The sequence below is a fragment of the Bordetella tumulicola genome, from assembly GCF_965138755.1.
GTDB classification, from domain to species: domain Bacteria; phylum Pseudomonadota; class Gammaproteobacteria; order Burkholderiales; family Burkholderiaceae_B; genus Bordetella_A; species Bordetella_A tumulicola.
On the sequence record NZ_CBCSFP010000005.1, the window covers coordinates 225079 to 242438 of the forward strand.

The window sequence follows — 17360 nt, forward strand, 5'->3', positions numbered from 1 at the left end:
TGGCGCATCAACTCGCAAAATGACGTATGTGTGCTCGTTGGCTTTGCTGGCAATATCGACGACAGTGGGGGCTTACGCGTACGCCGAAAACTATCCCGATCACCCCATTAAACTTTTGGTCGGATTCTCTGCCGGCAGCGGCAATGACACCGCCGGACGCATTGTGGGTGAAATTCTGACTGAGCAGCTCGGACAACCCGCCGTTGTGGAGAATAAAACGGGAGCCAACGGCTCGCTTGCCGTACAAACGGTTGCGAAGGCCAAGCCGGATGGATATACCCTGCTGGTATCGAATACCAGTTCAATTACGGTAAACCCCTTGATTAACAAGGATATTGCCTATGATCCGGAGCGGGACCTCGAACCCATCACGACTCTCCTGGGCTATCCGCTGGTGCTGACTATCAATGCAACGGCTGAAAAAACAAAAAACGTACGGACAGTCAAAGACCTCGTGGAACTGGCCAAATCGCAAAAAGAGCCATTGACGTATGGGTCGGCGGGAATCGGTAATTTATTTCATATTGCGGGGGCTCTGTTTGTTAAGGAAGCGGGCATAGAAGCAACGCATATTCCCTATCGTGGCGGCACGCCTATGCGGGTTGCCTTGTTGTCGGGCGAGATCGATTTCGCCTTTAATACATTGGATACCGTACCTCTCGTAAAGGATGGCAGAGTTCGCGCCTTGGCCGTCACTGAGCATGAGCGGTGGCGAGATTTGCCTGACGTGCCGACAATGGATGAAGTGGGATTGCCGTCGATTTACATCAGTCCGTGGTTTGGCGTATTCGCACCGAAGGGCACACCACCTGACGTGTTGAGCAAGCTGAATGATGCGCTCAGTGGGCTATCTACGAATGTAGAGCTGCGCAAGAAACTGGAGGCGATCGGCCGTGTCGAGATCAACGGACCCAAGGCATTCGCCGAGAAGATCAAGAAAGAAACGGCGATAAACAAGGAGATTATTGCGCGGGAGGGCATTGCGGCGCGTTGATCTGCACGCTTGTTCGCGGTCGGGCCGCGACAGCGGCCTGTCATGGGCCGCGTTTTCTAGTGAGTGCGCCGCCTTGGCGATCAAGGTCGTTGAACCCGAACACTTATGTGAACGAAATTATGGATCGACAAATGACTCAACCATCCTGTGAACATCTGGATTTCAAAATCATTCATGTCCTGCCCTTGTCGGGAGCGGCAGGCGCGGAGGTATTCGGGGTCAATCTGTCTGAACAGATAAACGATGAGACACTCGAAGAGGTGAAACGGGCCTATCATCGATTCGGTGTGATCTTCTTTCGGGATCAGCAAGTGTCGGATCTTGACCTGGCGCGTTTTGCCAAATACTTCGGCGAATTGGCGGTCTTGCCGCCGCATCGTCAACATCCCGGATCGCTGCCCGAATTATTGGTCATCGACAAGAAGCCAGAGACAAAACTCGTGTTCGGATGGGAGTGGCATTCAGACACGACTCATCTCGAAATTCCACCACTCGGTTCAGTGCTAGCGGCAAAGTTATTGCCGACGGTAGGAGGAGACACGCTTTTTGCCAATCAGTATCTTGCCTATGAAACGCTTTCGGACGGTATGAAGAACATGCTCAATGGGTTGAACGCCATTCACTCCAATGGCCGCATTCTTTCTTCGCTCGAGGCCGATGATGTCTTGGCGCAGGGGCAAGGTGTCGGTAGCAATAAAACGACCCTGTCCGCCATACATCCGGTTGTCCGCACGCATCCCGAGACGGGCCGCAAAGCGTTGTTCGTCAATGAGATGCATACCGAGCGCTTTGAACATATGACGATTGCCGAAAGCGCCCCGTTATTGCGGTACCTATACGATCATTCCACGCGTCCAGAATTCACGTGTCGCTTTCGTTGGGCGCCGGGTTCAGTGGCGTTCTGGGATAACCGGTGCTTGCAACATCTAGCGCTAGATGATTATCAAGGCCAGCGTCGCCTTATGCATAGGGTCCAGATACGCGGGACAAAACCTGTCTAGCGCATCAGGCCATGAACACCTCGAACAGCCGCAGACGTGCGTGTATGTAGAGAGACCAGCAGACCGAAATGGAGTGTCGCAATGCCTGAAATCCCGGAAGAAGATTTGCTTGTCATTCCGCACGCGGGTCTTCCTGCTAACGGAGCGTCGTATGCCGAAGTCGCTATCGATCCAGATCTGCCCATCATCGATCCGCACCATCATTTCTCAGCGCACTGGGGCGGGTACTTCATCAAGGATCTCTGCAAGGACATGCATGCGGGCCACGCGGTCCTGTCCACCGTCTATATCCAATGCGGACACGAGTACAGGAATACCGGGCCTGATCATTTAAAGCCGGTGGGTGAGACGGAATATGTCGTCGCCCAAGCGAGTTCGTTGGGGGAGACGGACGGCGCTGCGGTTGCGGGCATCGTTGGCTTCGCAGATTTGACGCTGGGCGATGGGGTCGACGACGTTCTCTCGGCTCATGTGGCCGCGGGATCGGGCCGGTTCAAGGGTATCCGGCATGCGGCCGCGCGCCATGAAGCATTCAAACATGGCGTTCTTCCGCGGCCGCCGCTGGGCTTATATCGCGACCCGGCGTTTCGGAAGGGTTATGCCCGGCTGGCAAAGTATGGGCTTTCGTTCGATGCGTGGATTTATCATACGCAGATTGCGGAAGTCGTGGCGTTGGCTCAGGCGTTCCCTGATATTCCCCTGATTCTGGATCACGTCGGTGGCGTGTTGGGCGTTGGCCCTTATGCGCATGATGATGCGGCCGCGCGTCGCGAGTGGTTACCGGCCATGAGGCTTCTGGCTCGTTGCCCGAACGTTAAGGTCAAACTGGGCGGTCTCGGCACCGCGACATTCGGATTCGATTTTTCCAAAGCAGCTCGACCGCCTACCTCGGAGGAACTCGCGGATCTTTGGCGTCCCTACATCGAGCCGTGCATAGACGCTTTTGGCGCTGACCGTTGCATGTTCGAGAGCAATTTTCCTGTGGACCGAAGCGTCGGGCAATATGTCGTGCTCTGGAATGCGTTCAAACGTATCGCAGCGGCCGCGACGCCGACCGAGCGCTCGGCGCTGTTCTATGGAACGGCCGCAGCCACGTACAAGTTGTCGCCACCGATAATTAGAGAGGACGAGTATGAAATCCTATGAGATGTTCATCAATGGCACTTGGACGTCCGGGTCCGACCGGCAGCGATTCGACACGCTCAACCCCTATACGCAGACGGCGTGGGCGTCTATTCCTCAGGCCTCGATAGAGGACGTGCGCGGCGCGATTGCGGCGGCACGGGGTGCGTTCGACTCGGTATGGCGTCGTATGCCGGGTTTGAAACGCGCTGCTCTGATGACACGGCTGGCCGAAATCATCGAACGTGAGGCGCAGCCACTTGCAGTGATCGAATCGACGGATAATGGAAAAGTCATTCGGGAAACGAGTGCCCAGATGATTTATGCCGCGCGCGTGTTCCGGTATTTTGCGGGCCTGGCGGACAAACTGCGTGGCAGCACCATTCCGCTGGACAATCCTGATATTCTTGACTTTACCCTTCGTGAACCATACGGTGTTGTCGCTTTGATCACGGCTTGGAACTCGCCCATCGCGCTCCTGGCCAACAAATTGCCGGCCGCTCTGGCCGCAGGCAATTGCGTGGTAATCAAACCTTCCGAGCACGCCTCCGCGAGCACGCTGGAGTTCTGCCGATATGTCGAGGAGGCGGGTTTTCCACCGGGCGTCATCAATGTGGTCACCGGCGATGCCAAGGTGGGCGCGGCCATGACCGAACTGGAGGGCGTGGATAAGATAAGTTTTACGGGTAGCCCGGGTGTGGGAAGGCGCGTCGCGACTGCTGCCGCGCAAAGGCTGATCCCCGTGACGCTCGAGTTGGGAGGAAAGTCGCCAAATATCATTTTTGGCGATGCCGATTTGCCGCGGGCTATCGTCGGCGCACTGGCTGGAATTTTCGCGGCGACCGGGCAAACCTGTATCGCGGGATCGCGCCTGCTGGTGCAACGTTCTGTCTACGACACGGTTGTGACGCAATTGGTGGAACGTGCGAACAAAATCGTACTGGGTAACCCTCTGGATGCTGCCACCGAGATGGGAACGGCTGCGAATCGCCCTCAATTTGAGCGGATTATCGCCGCGATCGACGAGGCGAAAGCGCAGGGGGCCAATTTAAAGGCAGGGGGAGGGGGCGCCACGGACCCCACGCTCAAAAATGGCCTCTTCATAAAACCGACAATTTTCAGTGATGTGCATCCGGACATGAGCGTCGCGCAAAGCGAGATATTCGGCCCGGTACTGTCCGTCATCCCTTTCGAATCCGAGGAGGAGGCCATTGCCATCGCCAATGGAACCAAACTTGGCCTCGCAGCGGGCGTCTGGACGCAGGATATTTCGCGAGCGATGAGAATGATCCGTGCCATGGACTCGGGGGTGGTGTGGGTAAACACCTATCGCATGGTCTCGGCGCAAGCGCCATTCGGCGGTCGTAAGGGCAGCGGGTACGGAAAAGAGAGAGGCGACGAAGGGTTGCTCGAATTCAGCGTACTCAAGAACGTTATGGTGGATTTTTCGGGAGAAGACCGAGACCCGTTCGCCGCGAAGACCTGAGCTTATCGAAACAAGGGCGTAGCGCTGCAGCGAGTCTAATCGGGTCGGGCCGTTTTGTTTGTGCTTTGGCGATCGCATGTTGCATGCAATCACGCGCGACTGTCTACAGCTGCGCTGAAATCAACTAGGAACTCATTATGAAACAGCAGCTAGGATTCGTAGGTATTGGTCAAATGGGTGGGGCGATGGCAGCTCACCTCGTGCGGTCGGGTTTTTCGGTAACGGGCTATGACCCCAGCGAGCTTAGTCGTAGCCTGGCGGCCAAAGAGGGTGTTCAGGTTACCGAGAGTCTGCGGGACGCCGTCCATGGGCGGAACGTCGTGCTGACCAGTCTGCCGAACTCGGCAATTGCGCTAGAGGCCTGGCTAGGCGAGAACGGTATTTTGACCTATATGGCCAAAGGCGCCGTCGGTATTGAGCTGAGCTCGATCGATCCCGACACCATGTGCAGGATTGCCTCCGAGGCAGAGAAAAAGGGCGTGCGCATGGTGGACGCGCCAGTGAGTGGGGGGCCGGTCGAGTCGGCTTGCGGCCAGCTTGTTTTGATGACGGGCGGAACGCAAGAGGACATAGATTCGGTTGGCGACGTCCTGGACGCACTCTCGAGTTCGCGCCATATGACGGGTGCTGTGGGCACCGGTAAAACCGTTAAGCTGGTTAACAACATGATGTCGATGGGGAACATCGTGATTGCCGCTGAAGCCTTTGCCTTAGGAACCGCGGCAGGCGTGGACCCGAATACCTTGTTCAATGTGCTCTCACAGAGCGGTGGCCGATCTCACCATTTTCTCAAGCGCTTTCCCAAAGCTGTCGCGGGAGACTACGCGCCAGGTTTCAAGATCGAGTTGGGCGAGAAGGATGTCGCGCTGGGTATCGAACTGGGGCGCAAGCTCTCGCAACCCACGCCCGCCGCGTCATTGGTCCGGGAGATGATTTCGGTGGGAATGGCGGGTGGGCGCAGAGGGCAGGACATCGTTGCCATGCTGGACTATTACCTTAGTCTTGGGCGAGCGGCGAACGATAAAAACTAGCAGTTGGAAAAGTGCGCTTCAATAAACGATAAAAACGCGCGAATACGAGGGGCAAGAGAGCGCCCCTTCGGATACAGCACATACATGGTGTCTTGGGTTTTGGGTTCGAACGCTTTAAGTAGTTCCACCAGTTTTCCCTGCCGAATATCCGCACCGATATGAAATTCGGCCAAGCGAACGATACCCAGGCCATGCAAGGCCAGACTGTGCAGGAGCTCGCCCTGGTTGGCGCCCACCGGGCCCTCGGGAATCGTGAGCACGCGGCTTGTGCCTTGCTCGGTAAATGACCACGTATTCCAGTGCGTGCGTACTGTGAAATTCAAGCAATGGTGATGAAGCAGATCATCCGGCGATCGTGGCGTGCCATGCTGCTTCAAGTACGCTGGTGATGCAGCGATCGCCCATCTGCGAAGAAACAAGGGCTTTGCAATCAGCGACATTTCCGTGGGGTTGCCGCTGTGGATGGCGACGTCAATGTCGCTCTCCAGAAAGCTGCCCCGATCTGTGCCGATGACAAATTCGATACGCAGCTTTGGAAAATGATTCAGCAACTCTGAAAGCAGGGGCGCAAGCTGATACTTTGCGAAGGTCAGGCTGGTATGTACCCGGATCAGGCCTGCTATTTGGTCTTCTTCGGGGATCACCGCATTTTCGACTTCCTGCATGGCATCGACGACGCGCTGGGCACGTATTTGCAGGGCCTTGCCTTCCTGGGTGAGCCGGATGGTCGTGCCGATGCGATCGAACAAGCGTGTCGCAAGACGGGTCTCTAGCCGGGAAATGAGCTTGCTGACCGCCGAGGGAGTGAGCCCCAGCTTACGGGCCGCGGCCGAGAAGCTGCCATTTTCTACGACGGCCAGAAAGACCTGTATTTGGGTGTACTTGTCCATGGTGTCTGATTGTGAATGAAATTCACATCCCCTGTTCCTGGCAGGGTATGGGCATACAAGGAAAGCGTCAATAGACTAGAAGACGGAAAATAATTTGACTAACTGGAGACGAAATCCATGAATAAAACGATCCGCGTGGGGTCGGGTTCAGCGTGGTGGGGCGATCGTGTAGAGCCGGCTGCGCTGAATGCCGAAAAAGGCCAGCTTGATTATTTATGTTTCGAAACCATGGCCGAAGCCACCGTATCGGCGGCACAGGTGCGTAGTCGCCGCGATCCGTCCTTTCCGGGGTACGACACCTACCTGGACGACCGCATGCGCGCCGTGTTGCCGCATTGCATGAAGCAGGGCGTCAAAATCATTTCGAATCAGGGGTGGATCAATCCCCAGGGGGCAGCGCAACGCGTTGTGGAGTTGCTGGGCGAAATGGGCATCAGCGGGGTCAAGGTGGCCGCTGTCAACGGCAGCCTCATTACGGAACACGTCCTGGAGCTGACGGATCGGATTCTGGAGAATGACGAACCCACCCATACGCTGAAGTCGACCATGATTTCGGCCGAGGCCTATATGGGGGCTGAGCCGATTGTCGAGGCATTACGGCAGGGCGCGCAAATTGTCATGACAGGCCGTGTGGCGGATCCTTCTATTTTCATGGCACCCATGATGTATGAGTTTGGCTGGGATCCGCTGGATCATCATTTGTTGGGCAGCGGCAATGGCTTGGGGCATCTGCTTGAGTGTGGCGCCCAGGTGACCGGCGGATACTTTACGGACCCCGGGTTTAAAGACGTACCCGATCCATGGAATTTTGGGTTCCCCATTGCTGAGGTACAGGCCGATGGCTCGGCGGTGCTATGCAAAGTGGAGGGGACTGGCGGGGCGATCAATATCCGGACGGTCAAAGAGCAAATGCTCTACGAGGTGCATGATCCGGCGAACTACATCACGCCCGATGTGGTGGTTGACTTTACCCAGGCCCAGCTCGAACAAGTCGGACCTGACCGCGTGCGTGTGACTGGCCTGACGGGAAAGCCCCGCACGCCTACCCTGAAAGTCTCGATCGGTTGTACCGAGGGTTTTATCGGCGAGGATATGTTTTTCTATGCCGGACCGGGCGCGTTGCGTCGCGCGCAGTTGGCCAAACGTATTCTTGAAGAGCGATTCAAAATCGTCAAACTTGATGCCGAAGAGATTCGTATCGACTTTCTGGGATTGAATGCGATTCATGGTGATGCCACCCCGGATAATGCACCAGAACCCTACGAGATTGCTGTACGCGTGGCGGCGCGGACCGCGACGCGAGAAGAGGCGGCCAAGGTAGGGCGGGAGGTTGACGGCATGGCGGTATCGGGTGTCGGCCATACCGGAAAACGTGTGCCCCATCAGGAGCGTACACGCGAGATCATCGGTGTGTGGTCTTCATTGGTGCCGCGCGAGCATGTGCCTGCCACGATCACCTATCTGGAGGCGTGAGATGAAAGTACGACTACAGCATGTTGCCCATACCCGTTCGGGCGACAAAGGCAATACATCCAATATCTCGGTTTTTGCCTACGAGCCTGAATTCTATGGCTTGATCAAAGAGCAATTGACCGCCGATGCTTTCAAGGCGTTTTATCGAAAGGCCATCCAGGGAAAAGTCGAAAGGTATGAGGTCGACAACATTCATGCGCTGAATTTTGTGGCGCATGGGGCTTTGGGCGGGGGAGTATCGCGCAGTTTGTGCCTGGACAACTATGGCAAGGCACTCTCTGCTGCCATTCTGGGATTCGAACTGGAAGTCCCGGATCATTTGACCGAAAAATTGCACGGAAAACCCTTGCTTTGAGTGTCTGCGTTGCTATTCCGCATAGGTTCAAGGCCCGATAATATTTTTCTAAAAGTGGAGTACGGGGACATGAAAAAAAGAATGACGCTGAGCTTGATGGGCGCTGGTTTGTTGATTGCGTTCGCGGGTGCTGCGCATGCGGCTTATCCCGATCGCGCGGTCACGGTGGTGGTGCCCTATCCTCCAGGGGGAACTACCGATATTCTGGCCCGTATCGTGTCGGCCAAACTCACCGGAAAGTTAGGTCAGACGTTTGTCGTCGAGAACAAGCCTGGCGCGTCAGGCATGATAGGTACGCAGGCCGTGGCGAGAGCCAAGCCCGATGGCTACACCATCATGATGGGGACCATCGGCACCCATGGCACCAATGCGGCCGTGTACAAAAACGTGTTGTACGACACCGTCAAGGATTTCAATCCGGTCGTCATCATCGCCTCCACACCCAATGTCATGGTGGCGAATAAAAATGCGCCCTACAACACGGTTGCGGAGTTTCTGGAATACGCGCGCAAGCATCCCGGCGAAGTCAACTTTGGGTCGACCAGCATGGGCGGCAGCCCTCACATGTCGGGTGAGTTGCTAAAGGCGCAGGCCGGTATTGATATCGTGCACGTCCCATTTCAGGGTGGAGGCCCTATGCTGAATGCGGTGATTGGCGGACAGATTCCCGTGGCTTTCGACAATCTGCCCTCATCCGCGGGGCATATCCAGTCAGGCAATCTGAAGGCATTGGGTGTGACGACGCCGCAGCGGTGGCCTTCTTTCAAGGACGTCCCCACGATTGCCGAATCGGGGGTGCCGGGCTACGAGGTACAAGCGTGGTTCGGTATTCTGGCGCCCGCCGGTACGCCCACGGATATTGTGAATAAATTGAATAAGAGCATTTCCGACATCATCACCGACGATGCCGACATCCAGAAGCAACTGGCCACCATGGGCGCGATGCATACGCCGAACACGCCTGAGCAGTTTTCCAAGCTGATTACCGACGAGGTTCAGAAATGGACTGAGGTGGTGGAAAAGAACAATATGGAAAAACTATAGCGGCCCGTTGCCCAGCGATGCACCCATTGATAAATGTATTATTTTGAAACAGCAGTATCTTTATCCTGCCCAAGCGCCCATAGTCGCGATCGGGATATCTTTTTCCCTGTTTATCTAGGACTTACATTGAAGATCGAAACTGGTATTGTGAAGTGGTTTAACAACGACAAGGGCTACGGCTTTATTTCGCCGGAGCTAGGTGGCAAAGACCTCTTCGCGCATTACTCTGAAATTCAGGGCGACGGGCACAAGTCCCTTGAAGAGAATCAGCGCGTTTCCTACGTCGCTGGTCAAGGACAAAAAGGTCCTCAGGCAACAATGATTAAGCCGATTTAATAGCCAGGCTGCTTGCTTTATCGGCAAGCAATTTGGTAGCGAGTCGCAAGGCCGGAACCGCTTATGTGGATCCGGCCTTTTTTGCATCGCCGGTAGTTATCGTTGTTTCTGCGCCGCAGGAGTAAGCTGAGTGCAAGCGTGCACGGTACGGTGCACTTTTTGTTGCCAGACTACATACATCAAGGCGGGAATAGTCATGAAAATCCTGAAGCGCTTCTTAGCAAGCGTGCTGAACGTTTTCGTGAAGCTGCTGCCGCACGCCAATGACCCCCCACGGGATAGTAGGGGCTCGGCGTCGTCGCCCTCGTCACGCCATAGAGACCCCATGCAGTCGCCGTGGCGCATCTATCGTCTGTACGCGGTCGACTCACGTTTACTGCTGCGCGGAGAAACGGGCCGCGTTATCAGCATAGGGGCCTATGCGGGTGCCGCCCCATCAATGAGATACAACCTGGATTCCGGCGGTAAACACGGGCCTTGCTCATCATTGTCGTTGCTGCTGGCCGATGCTTCCGAGCAATTGTCTGCATCCAAACTTGAACGCGCTCTGGCGCAATCCACAGAATATGTGATTGCGCCCGCGGACCTGGATCGCAGTACCCATCTGGATGTATCGCTGCTTCTGCAACCGTGAGAATCGGAAGCGACATGATCAACCGAGGGGGTTGTTGACCCTATTATTTTTCTTCATGACGACTTGAGATATCGTCGCTGTCTCAAAAGGCAGCATGCTCCTACTATTGTGCAAAACAACAGTAGGAGACACCATGTTATTTCTCGTCATCAGCACCCCGCGTCCCGATCATCCGTCCTCTCTCGTCGATTCACGTAGTCGTTATTGGGACTGGATGCGTCCATTGTTGCAGTCGGGTCAGGCTAAATCCGTTTATGCCCGTGCGGGTCGCGGCGCCGTCGCGTTATTCGATGTCGACTCAAACCTGACTTTGCATCGTTTCATGAACGAATGGTCGGACATCATTCCCGCGCATTTCGATGTTTATCCCTTGCTGGATGAGGATTCTGCCAAGGCGTTCCTGGCCACTCAGTCAGAGGGGGCGGCATGACTGCCAGCCGCCGTTTCTTACTGCGGCGAATGGGGCAACTGGTCTTTGCCGCGTGCGTTTGGACCTGTGCTTCGGTAGTACAGGCCGAAGCCGTTTTTCCGGAAAAACCGGTACGGATGATTGTGGCGTTTCCGGCTGGCGGTGGGACTGACATTGTGGCGCGTTTGCTGGCTGAGAAGTTGACGACGCTATGGGGTCAGCAGGTTATCGTCGACAACCGCGGCGGGGCAGGTGGCGTGATAGGTACTGAGATCGCCGCACGTTCGGCGCCAGATGGCCATACCATTTTTATGGCGACGCTCGGTAACCTGTCGATCAATCCCCATTTGTACAAGATGGGTGTGGATCCGGCTACGGATTTGGCACCCATATCGAACGTGGTCGACGTGAATTTCGTGTTGGTCGCCAATCCCAAGTTTCCAGCGCGCAACGTCAAAGAGCTGATCGCGCTGGCCAAACAGAAGCCGAATCAAATTAACTACTCATCGTCGGGGGTCGGTGGGGCACCGCATCTGGCGGGAGAGTTATTCAATGATATGGCTGACGTGAAACTCATGCATATTCCGTACAAGGGTAGCGGCCCCAGTTTCACGGATCTGCTTGGCGGGCAGGTGTCACTGACGTTTGACAGTCTGGTGCAGTCACTGCCGTATATACAGAATGGCAAGCTGCGTGCCCTGGCCGTGCTGGCTAATCAGCGATCGGAACTACTGCCCGATGTGCCTACGCTGGCCGAGGCTGGGGTGCCGGGCTACAACTTTACCAACTGGTTCGGCTTGGCCGCACCTGCGGGTACGCCCGCCGATCGTATTGACAAGCTCAATGCGGCGGTGCAGCAGGTGTTGCAGGATCCTGCGCTGCGCGAACGCTTGGCGGATATGGGGGCGGTACCGGCGGGGATGACGCCAGCAGCTTTCGGTCAACTCATTCGAGACGAGCGAACCAAATGGGGCAGGATCATCCAGGAACGAGGGGTACGGGCACAGTAGCGCGCGCTAGCAGCCATTGACGAAAACAGACAATCTTGCCGTCGTCCGCGCGCGGCTCGGGGCAAACCAGGTGGTAGCCCCGGCGTCGGCGCAGCACCAGCGGATGTGGTGCTACCAGCCGGCCTTGGATCAAGTCTTTTTCCAGGTACCGCAGTTGGCCTAGCGCGACACCCAGGCCTTCGGTCGCGCATTGATAGATGACACTGAGGTCTTCGTAGAACATGTCTCCCACCGCTAATTTTCGCGAGGCACCCGCCAACTGGATCCAGTCGGGCCAATGTTGCGGTCGCCGATTCGAGTGCAATAAGGGCAGTTCTAATAGTGCCTCGGTAGTACAGGGGCGTGGCAGGCGTCCGGCGAGTTCGGGCGCCATCACCGGTGTCAGCTCGTCACTGAACAACAGATCATCGCGTAGGCCATCCCAGGGACCGTCGCCGTACACAATGCCGATGTCGGCGTTGTCGCGTTTGAAGTCGACCCCCTCGACGCTGGCGGTCAGCCGCACGTTGATGTCGGGATACGCTGATTGGAAGGCGGGTAGTAGCGGGATCAGCCAACGCAGAAACAGCGTGGTATGCCCACGCACGGTAAGCACCTGCTTGGAACCTGTCGATACCAAGTCTTGCGTGGCGCGCACGATCTGCGCAAAGGCGCCACTGAGTGCCGCGCCATACAGTTCGCCGCCGCGAGTGAGCTGCAATTGGCCTGCTCGTCGCTCGAATAGGTTGAAACCGAGCCACGATTCCAGCGCCTTGATCTGGTGGCTGACCGCGCCCTGCGTAATGTGCAGCTCTTGGGAGGCTCGAGTGAAACTCAGGTGTCGGGCGGCACTTTCAAATACACGTAGGGGATTCAGGGGAGGCAATTGCGGATTCATGACCGTACTCCCGCACAGACGCAGGTTGTTTCATGGATTGTTTTTTTAATTATGCCTGACGAGGAGTATGCAGGTGAATATGCGATACAGCACTCAGTTTCCATCGTTGCAGAGCCACGTGGACGAAGCCGAATGGCAGGCGCGCAAAGACTTGGCGGCATGCTATCGGCTCATGGACCGCTATGGCATGACGGACATGATCTACAACCACATCACCGCCCAGATTCCGGGCAAGCCCAACCATCTGCTGATCAACTTGTACGGTCTGTTGTACAAAGAAATCACGGCATCCAGCCTGGTCGATATCGACTATGACGGCAATGTCTGCCGCAAGCCAGACACCGACTACGGCATCAATAAATCGGGTTATGTCATTCATGGCTGCATTCACCGAGCCCGCCCAGACGTGCATTGTGTCATCCATACGCACACGCGCGCGGGCATGGCGGTGTCGGCCATGCGCGAGGGGCTGCTGCCGATCACGCAAACCGCTTCGCGCTTTCATGGTCACATTGCCTATCACGAGTTCGAGGGGCCTGCCGTCGACTTGGCCGAACAGGAGCGCCTGGTCGCGGATCTAGGCACACACAATGCCATGATTTTGCGCAATCACGGACTGCTGGTGTGCGGTGCATCGATCGCGCAGGCTTTCAACCTGATGTACCAACTTGAAATGGCCTGCCGCACACAGGTAGACGCGATGGCGGCCGGCATCGATCAGGTCCGGTTGCCTGATGAGCGGGTGCTGGAGCGCTCTGCTCATCTGTACCAGCCGGGTACACGCCGACCGTATGGCGAGCTGGAATGGCACGCCATGTTGCGTCTGCTGGATGCCGAGCCGGGTGGCTATCCGCCATATACCCGTTGATAACCTGCATTAACGACTTTCCAGAGACGATGCTTATGCCTTTAGATATCCCGGCAGGCGCGTGCGACTGCCATGTGCATGTGTTTGGCCCTGCACGGCAGTATGCCTTCGATCCTGCGCGCACCTATACCCCTGCGGATGCAAGCTTGACGGAGTTGGTCTCGCGGCACCGCGAATTGGGCATCAGTCGTACCGTCATCGTGCAACCGAGCCCCTACGGCGCCGACAATAGCTGCTTGCTGGACGCGTTAGCTGAATTGGGTGATGCCGGCAGAGGCGTGGCCGTGATCGATGACACGATCAGCGATGCCGCGTTGGCTGACATGCACCGTGCCGGTGTACGGGGCGTGCGTGTCAATCTGGAAACAGCGGGTGAACACGACCCGGCGGTGGCGCGACGAAAGCTGCGGCAGGCGGCAGAGCGTGTGGCGCCGCTGGGCTGGCACGTGCAAACCTTTACCAACCTGGCTACCTTCGCCGCGCTGGCCGATAGCTTGTCCGAATTGCCCACCGCGCTGGTCGTTGATCACTTTGGCCGGGCGCAGGCGAGTCTGGGCCCGGCTCAGTCTGGCATGGATCGCTTGCTCGACGCCGTGGCCGCTGGCCATGTGTACGTGAAATTGTCGGCTCCCTATCGCATCTCGCGCGAGCCGGATTATGCCGACGTGACGCCGCTGGCTCGTGCACTCATTGATGCAAATCCTGATCGCGTGCTGTGGGGAACAGATTGGCCGCATCCCGGTTCGGCCGCAGGCGGCCCGCTATCCGTTGATGGCATTACGCCTTTTCGTCAGGAAGACAATCGTCGTGCGCTGTCTCGTTGCCTGGAGTGGGCAGAAACGCCAGAACGCGTGCGCAAGATCATGACGGATAACCCTGAGCGGTTGTATGGCTTCTGATCATCGATAGGCGTCGTATTAAAAATCTATAACATCAAGGAGAGAAAATCATGATCATGCGTCTACGCGTGTTGGGAGCCTTGGTTGTGGGTACAGCTTGTGCCGTGGGTCCATTGCAGGCCACCGCGGCTTATCCAGAGAAATCGATTCGCATCGTGGTGCCTTTGGCCGCAGGCGGAACGGTAGATATGGTGTCGCGACTGATTGCAAAAGGGCTCGCTGAAGAGTTGGGGCAGTCCGTCATCGTCGAGAACAAGCCCGGCGCGAGCGGGCTGATCGGAACGCGTGACGTGGCGAAGGCCAACCCCGACGGATACACGCTGCTGGCGGTGGCGAATACCTTTGTATCGGCGCCTGCCTTTGTGCCGAATGCTGGCTATGATCCATTGAAAGATTTTGCGCCCGTGACGCAGACATGCCAGATCCCCATGGTGCTGGTGGCGAATCCTTCGGTGCCGCAGCATACGGTCAAGGCGCTGATTGAGTATGCTCGCGCTCATCCTGGCGAGGTCTCGTTTGGATCGTCCGGGGTGGGTTCTACGGGTTACATCGCGGCAGAGTTGTTCAGCCGGCAAGCGGGTATCAAGATGCTGAGCGTTTCCTACAAAGGGAATGCCCAGGCACTGACCGATGTGGTCGGCGGGCAGGTGATGATGATTTTCGATCAGGTCAGTACGTCTGGCCCCTATATCAAGGCGAACAAGTTGCGTGCTCTTGCCGTGACGACTTCCACCCGCGCGGTGTCGCTGCCGGACGTACCCACGGTGGCGGAGTCGGGTCTACCGGGCTACGAGGATGTGACTTTCAATGCCATTCTGGCACCGGCTGGAACGCCTGAGCCTATCGTGGCGCAGTTGCACAAGGCCATCGCCAAAGTGCTGTCGCAGCCCGCGCTTCGCGACCAATTAAGCGGGCAGGGGATCGAAGTGAAAGTCAGCGATAGTCCCGAAGCATTCGGGAGCTATCTGGAGCAGGCGGCGAAGAAATATAGCGGTATTGCGCAGCGTCCTGCCGGTTCGTAAGGAAAGGCGTATTGTCGTTGCGGTGACGATACGCCTTCATACTTTCAATAGGCGGGCTTTTTTTGCCGACGGGCGCCGCCGGATGTCGAGGCGACTGCTCCAGCCTCCGCCGCCATGACCAGCGCGGTCATGGCGTCGCCGCCCACGTTGATGTGCCGGCGCATCGCCTCATCCACGCGGGTCTGGTTGCCGGCGCAGATTGCCGCGACGATCTCGCGGTGTTCGGCATTGGACGCTGCCAGTCGGCCTGGCTGGTCAAAGCCGCGCTGCCGGTAGGCGGCCAACGCGCGGCGCACGTTACGCACATGTTCCACCAACACGCTATTGCCGCTGGCGCGGTAGATGGCTTCGTGCAAGACGGCGTTGGCTTTCTGATAGCCGGGGCGATCGGCGGCGACGGCGCGGTCAGAGGCTTTGGCTAGTGCGGCCTTCAGTTCCCGGTGCTGTGTGGGCGTGGCTCGACGGGCGGCCAAACGCGCCAGGGCCGCCTCTAGTTCGCACAGCGTTTCCAGCGTCGCGATGAGTTCGCCCGCGGTGGCGCGCCGTACGAAGATACCGGAGCGCGGCACGATACTGATCAATCCCTGAGTGGCCAGCACCAGCAGTGCTTCGCGTACAGGAGTGCGCGAGGCCTGAAAGCGGGCGGCGAGTGCCTTTTCGTCGATTGCGCTGCCCGGCGGCCGCTTGCCGGAGAGTATTTCTTTCTCGAGCGAGAGGCGTATTCGGTCTTGCATACTGCTCGAGGCAGGCGCGGAGGGTTCGCGAGACAGGTCCAGATCCATCGCGTTAATATATCAATTCTAGGTATTAATATTCAACTGACGGCGTACAAACACTCATTCGTTTCATCCTTACTTTCGGGTACTGAATATGGCAGCTTTGCGCACATCGGCCGTTCTCATTCATCGTCATGGTGGTCCCGAGGTGCTGGATTACGGCGAAATCGAGGTTCCCGATCCCGGGCCCGGAGAGGTGCGCATCGTGCAACAGGCCATCGGCCTGAATTTCGCCGACGTGTATCAGCGGCGTGGATCGCACGGGCCGCATGCCGCGCAGCCTTTTCCGATCATTCTGGGCTCGCAGGGCGCGGGCGTGGTTGAGTCGTTAGGGCCGCAAGTGCAGGGTTTTTCCGTAGGCCAGCCGGTGGCCTATGTGCACCCCGGTGCTTATGCGCAGGCACGGTTGGTACCTGCCGCACGCTTGGTGCCGCTGCCCGAGGGGTTGACTCTGGAGACCGCGGCTGCCACGTTGCTGCGCGGCATGACGGCCGAATACCTATTGCACCGCCTGTTTGCCGTGCAACGCGGCCACAGAGTGCTGGTACATGCCGCTGCAGGGGGAATGGGACAAATCCTTTCGGCCTGGGCACGTGCGCTGGGCGCCGAGGTTATCGGCACCGTGGGATCCGAGGCCAAGCGCGCGGCGGCACTGTCCCATGGTTGCCACCATGTCATTGACTATCGACAGGACGACTTCGCGCAGCAGGTGTTGGATATCACCGGGGCTGCGGGCGTGCACGTCGCCTACGACGCTGTGGGCCGCGACGTATTTTTTCCGACGTTGGATTGCATGGCCACGCGCGGCGTAGTGATCAGCTATGGCACGGCGTCTGGCGATGTCGAAGGGGTGGACTTGCAACGCTTGCACGCCAAGTCGTTGTCCGTCTGCCGTCCAACGCTCAAGAGTTTTATTGCTAGCACCGACGAGCTACATGGCTCGGTGGCCACCTTTGCCGCCGCGGTGCGCAGTGGCGCGATCACACCCGAAGTGAGTCAGCGTTTCGCGCTAGCCGAGACGAGGGCCGCACACGAGGCGCTGGAAGGGCGCCGCACGACGGGTGCCTGCATTCTGGTGCCCTGAGCCCAGCAGAGCGCGAGATGGCCCGCATAGGAGCTTGGAGGATGGTTTG

At 57.5% G+C, this 17360-nt stretch carries 19 protein-coding genes; 16 read left to right on the forward strand and 3 right to left on the reverse strand.

The window, feature by feature from the left end:
• Positions 1–37 precede the first annotated feature (37 nt).
• The 5 genes from ACNAZS_RS15225 (at position 38) to ACNAZS_RS15245 (ending at position 5634) form a co-directional block, all read left to right on the forward strand.
• On the forward strand, positions 38–994 hold the full coding sequence (locus ACNAZS_RS15225) for a Bug family tripartite tricarboxylate transporter substrate binding protein (RefSeq protein ID WP_415790730.1): 957 nt from the start codon (positions 38–40) through the stop codon (positions 992–994).
• Between the two features lie 89 nt (positions 995–1083).
• A complete protein-coding gene (locus ACNAZS_RS15230; RefSeq protein WP_415790732.1) occupies positions 1084–1995 on the forward strand; it encodes a TauD/TfdA dioxygenase family protein in 912 nt (303 codons plus the stop codon).
• A gap of 81 nt (positions 1996–2076) precedes the next feature.
• Positions 2077–3141, forward strand: coding sequence for an amidohydrolase family protein (locus ACNAZS_RS15235; RefSeq protein ID WP_415790734.1), 1065 nt, complete (start codon positions 2077–2079; stop codon positions 3139–3141).
• A complete protein-coding gene (locus ACNAZS_RS15240; RefSeq protein WP_415790736.1) occupies positions 3128–4603 on the forward strand; it encodes an aldehyde dehydrogenase in 1476 nt (491 codons plus the stop codon). The genes ACNAZS_RS15235 and ACNAZS_RS15240 overlap by 14 nt, the downstream gene beginning before the upstream one ends.
• A gap of 137 nt (positions 4604–4740) precedes the next feature.
• The gene (locus ACNAZS_RS15245; RefSeq protein WP_415790738.1) at positions 4741–5634 is read left to right on the forward strand and encodes an NAD(P)-dependent oxidoreductase; all 894 of its coding nucleotides are present in this window, start codon (positions 4741–4743) and stop codon (positions 5632–5634) included.
• Here the strand turns inward: ACNAZS_RS15245 and ACNAZS_RS15250 are convergent.
• A complete protein-coding gene (locus tag ACNAZS_RS15250; protein ID WP_415790740.1) occupies positions 5631–6524 on the reverse strand; it encodes a LysR substrate-binding domain-containing protein in 894 nt (297 codons plus the stop codon). The genes ACNAZS_RS15245 and ACNAZS_RS15250 overlap by 4 nt on opposite strands.
• Positions 6525–6641: 117 nt before the next feature.
• On the opposite strand from ACNAZS_RS15250, the gene ACNAZS_RS15255 reads away from it, so the two are divergent.
• The 7 genes from ACNAZS_RS15255 (at position 6642) to ACNAZS_RS15285 (ending at position 11785) form a co-directional block, all read left to right on the forward strand.
• Positions 6642–7997 carry an acyclic terpene utilization AtuA family protein gene (locus ACNAZS_RS15255; RefSeq protein ID WP_415790742.1) on the forward strand — a complete coding sequence of 452 codons (1356 nt, stop codon included), beginning with the start codon at positions 6642–6644 and terminating at the stop codon, positions 7995–7997.
• A 1-nt stretch (position 7998) separates the two neighbouring features.
• Positions 7999–8352, forward strand: coding sequence for an AtuA-related protein (locus ACNAZS_RS15260; RefSeq protein WP_415790744.1), 354 nt, complete (start codon positions 7999–8001; stop codon positions 8350–8352).
• 69 nt (positions 8353–8421) lie between these two features.
• Entirely contained in the window at positions 8422–9396 is a 975-nt protein-coding gene (locus ACNAZS_RS15265) for a Bug family tripartite tricarboxylate transporter substrate binding protein (protein WP_415790746.1), read from the forward strand.
• 132 nt (positions 9397–9528) lie between these two features.
• On the forward strand, positions 9529–9732 hold the full coding sequence (locus tag ACNAZS_RS15270) for a cold-shock protein (protein ID WP_415790932.1): 204 nt from the start codon (positions 9529–9531) through the stop codon (positions 9730–9732).
• 325 nt (positions 9733–10057) lie between these two features.
• Entirely contained in the window at positions 10058–10366 is a 309-nt protein-coding gene (locus ACNAZS_RS15275; protein ID WP_415790748.1) for a hypothetical protein, read from the forward strand.
• 133 nt (positions 10367–10499) lie between these two features.
• Positions 10500–10796, forward strand: a complete 297-nt coding sequence (locus ACNAZS_RS15280; RefSeq protein WP_415790750.1) for a DUF3303 domain-containing protein — start codon at positions 10500–10502, stop codon at positions 10794–10796.
• Positions 10793–11785, forward strand: a complete 993-nt coding sequence (locus ACNAZS_RS15285; RefSeq protein WP_415790752.1) for a Bug family tripartite tricarboxylate transporter substrate binding protein — start codon at positions 10793–10795, stop codon at positions 11783–11785. The genes ACNAZS_RS15280 and ACNAZS_RS15285 overlap by 4 nt, the downstream gene beginning before the upstream one ends.
• On the opposite strand, the gene gcvA is transcribed toward ACNAZS_RS15285, so the two are convergent.
• A complete protein-coding gene (gcvA, locus tag ACNAZS_RS15290) occupies positions 11754–12662 on the reverse strand; it encodes a transcriptional regulator GcvA (RefSeq protein ID WP_415790754.1) in 909 nt (302 codons plus the stop codon). The genes ACNAZS_RS15285 and gcvA overlap by 32 nt on opposite strands.
• Positions 12663–12741: 79 nt before the next feature.
• Between gcvA and ACNAZS_RS15295 the strand changes: the two genes are divergently transcribed.
• Genes ACNAZS_RS15295 through ACNAZS_RS15305 form a run of 3 tightly spaced genes read left to right on the forward strand, consistent with a single transcriptional unit; the run spans position 12742 to position 15451 of the window.
• A complete protein-coding gene (locus ACNAZS_RS15295) occupies positions 12742–13530 on the forward strand; it encodes a class II aldolase/adducin family protein (RefSeq protein WP_415790756.1) in 789 nt (262 codons plus the stop codon).
• Between the two features lie 35 nt (positions 13531–13565).
• Entirely contained in the window at positions 13566–14429 is an 864-nt protein-coding gene (locus tag ACNAZS_RS15300) for an amidohydrolase family protein (RefSeq protein WP_415790758.1), read from the forward strand.
• Positions 14430–14479: 50 nt separating this feature from the next.
• Positions 14480–15451 (forward strand): Bug family tripartite tricarboxylate transporter substrate binding protein, encoded by a 972-nt coding sequence (locus ACNAZS_RS15305; protein ID WP_415790760.1) that lies wholly within the window; start codon positions 14480–14482, stop codon positions 15449–15451.
• Positions 15452–15495: 44 nt separating this feature from the next.
• On the opposite strand, the gene ACNAZS_RS15310 is transcribed toward ACNAZS_RS15305, so the two are convergent.
• Positions 15496–16233, reverse strand: coding sequence for a GntR family transcriptional regulator (locus tag ACNAZS_RS15310; RefSeq protein WP_415790762.1), 738 nt, complete (start codon positions 16231–16233; stop codon positions 15496–15498).
• An 88-nt stretch (positions 16234–16321) separates the two neighbouring features.
• Here ACNAZS_RS15310 and ACNAZS_RS15315 point away from each other — a divergent pair, with 88 nt between their 5' ends.
• Positions 16322–17311, forward strand: coding sequence for a quinone oxidoreductase family protein (locus ACNAZS_RS15315; RefSeq protein ID WP_415790764.1), 990 nt, complete (start codon positions 16322–16324; stop codon positions 17309–17311).
• Positions 17312–17360 lie beyond the last annotated feature (49 nt).

Coding starts and splice junctions, on each gene's coding strand:
- ACNAZS_RS15235 (WP_415790734.1), top strand. CDS start 2,077: ATGCCTGAAATCCCGGAAGAAGATTTGCTTGTCATTCCGCACGCGGGT.
- ACNAZS_RS15240 (WP_415790736.1), top strand. CDS start 3,128: ATGAAATCCTATGAGATGTTCATCAATGGCACTTGGACGTCCGGGTCC.
- ACNAZS_RS15245 (WP_415790738.1), top strand. CDS start 4,741: ATGAAACAGCAGCTAGGATTCGTAGGTATTGGTCAAATGGGTGGGGCG.
- ACNAZS_RS15250 (WP_415790740.1), bottom strand. CDS start 6,524: ATGGACAAGTACACCCAAATACAGGTCTTTCTGGCCGTCGTAGAAAAT.
- ACNAZS_RS15255 (WP_415790742.1), top strand. CDS start 6,642: ATGAATAAAACGATCCGCGTGGGGTCGGGTTCAGCGTGGTGGGGCGAT.
- ACNAZS_RS15260 (WP_415790744.1), top strand. CDS start 7,999: ATGAAAGTACGACTACAGCATGTTGCCCATACCCGTTCGGGCGACAAA.
- ACNAZS_RS15265 (WP_415790746.1), top strand. CDS start 8,422: ATGAAAAAAAGAATGACGCTGAGCTTGATGGGCGCTGGTTTGTTGATT.
- ACNAZS_RS15275 (WP_415790748.1), top strand. CDS start 10,058: ATGCAGTCGCCGTGGCGCATCTATCGTCTGTACGCGGTCGACTCACGT.
- ACNAZS_RS15280 (WP_415790750.1), top strand. CDS start 10,500: ATGTTATTTCTCGTCATCAGCACCCCGCGTCCCGATCATCCGTCCTCT.
- ACNAZS_RS15285 (WP_415790752.1), top strand. CDS start 10,793: ATGACTGCCAGCCGCCGTTTCTTACTGCGGCGAATGGGGCAACTGGTC.
- gcvA (WP_415790754.1), bottom strand. CDS start 12,662: ATGAATCCGCAATTGCCTCCCCTGAATCCCCTACGTGTATTTGAAAGT.
- ACNAZS_RS15295 (WP_415790756.1), top strand. CDS start 12,742: ATGCGATACAGCACTCAGTTTCCATCGTTGCAGAGCCACGTGGACGAA.
- ACNAZS_RS15300 (WP_415790758.1), top strand. CDS start 13,566: ATGCCTTTAGATATCCCGGCAGGCGCGTGCGACTGCCATGTGCATGTG.
- ACNAZS_RS15305 (WP_415790760.1), top strand. CDS start 14,480: ATGATCATGCGTCTACGCGTGTTGGGAGCCTTGGTTGTGGGTACAGCT.
- ACNAZS_RS15310 (WP_415790762.1), bottom strand. CDS start 16,233: ATGGATCTGGACCTGTCTCGCGAACCCTCCGCGCCTGCCTCGAGCAGT.
- ACNAZS_RS15315 (WP_415790764.1), top strand. CDS start 16,322: ATGGCAGCTTTGCGCACATCGGCCGTTCTCATTCATCGTCATGGTGGT.